Source organism: Nguyenibacter vanlangensis, from assembly GCF_013376155.1.
Classification (GTDB): Bacteria; Pseudomonadota; Alphaproteobacteria; order Acetobacterales; family Acetobacteraceae; genus Gluconacetobacter; species Gluconacetobacter vanlangensis.
The window spans coordinates 1-1040 of the sequence record NZ_JABXXP010000876.1; the positions used below are offsets into that span (position 1 = coordinate 1).

Annotated in this window: 1 protein-coding gene; it reads left to right on the forward strand. The window is 67.6% G+C overall.

The window, feature by feature from the left end:
• On the forward strand, positions 1 to 753 hold a 753-nt coding region (sucB, locus tag HUK84_RS19810; RefSeq protein ID WP_176641735.1), incomplete at its 5' end, for a dihydrolipoyllysine-residue succinyltransferase.
• Positions 754 to 1040: the final 287 nt, after the last annotated feature.

Below are 1040 nucleotides of genomic sequence, written 5' to 3' on the forward strand. Positions count from 1 at the left end.
GCCAAGACAACCCCCGCCCCGGCTTCCGCCGCCCCGCCGCGCACCGACGACCCGCGCGAGCAACGGGTGAAGATGACCCGCCTGCGCCGGACGATCGCACGCCGGCTGAAGGAGGCGCAGGACAGCGCGGCCCTGCTGACCACGTTCAACGAAGTGGACATGACGGCGGCCAAGGCCCTGCGCGCGACGTATCGCGAGGCGTTCGAGAAGAAGCATGGCGGCGTGAAGCTGGGCTTCATGTCCATCTTCGCCAGGGCGACGATCGCGGCGCTGAAGGAATTTCCGGCCATCAACGCGGAAATCGACGGCGACGACATCATTTATCGCGAATTCGTCAATCTGGGGATCGCGGTCGGCGGCCCGAACGGGCTGGTCGTGCCGGTGATCCGCGACGCCGACCGGATGGGCTTCGCGGACATCGAGCGCACCATCGCCGATTTCGGCCGGCGCGCGCGCGACGGCGCGCTGAAGCTCGAGGAACTGTCGGGCGGAACGTTCTCGATCACCAATGGCGGCATCTACGGATCGCTGATGTCGACGCCGATCGTCAACGCGCCGCAATCGGGCATCCTGGGCATGCATGCGATCCAGGACCGGCCGGTGGCCGTGGACGGCCAGGTGGTGATCCGGCCGATGATGTATATCGCCCTGACCTACGACCACCGCATCGTCGACGGCAAGGAAGCCGTCAGCTTCCTGGTGCGCGTCAAGCAGAACGTGGAAGATCCACGCCGTCTGCTGCTCGAAATCTGAGAGCCTGGCCGGACATGCGCGCTGGCGGCGATCCGACGCGTGTTTCCTGCGCTTCGGTGCTCACGGCCCACAAGGCCGCTCCGCTCCGATGCTCGAAAACCCACGCCGGCCGTGCCGCTGCGCGGCCCTCTCGCTCGCCAGCCCACATGTCCGACCAGGCTCCGAGAGTCCATCGTGACATGCGCGCTGGCGGCGATCCGACGCGTGTTTCCTGCGCTTCGGTGCTCACGGCCCACAAGGCCGCTCCGCTCCGATGCTCGAAAACCCACGCCGGCCGTGCCGCTGCG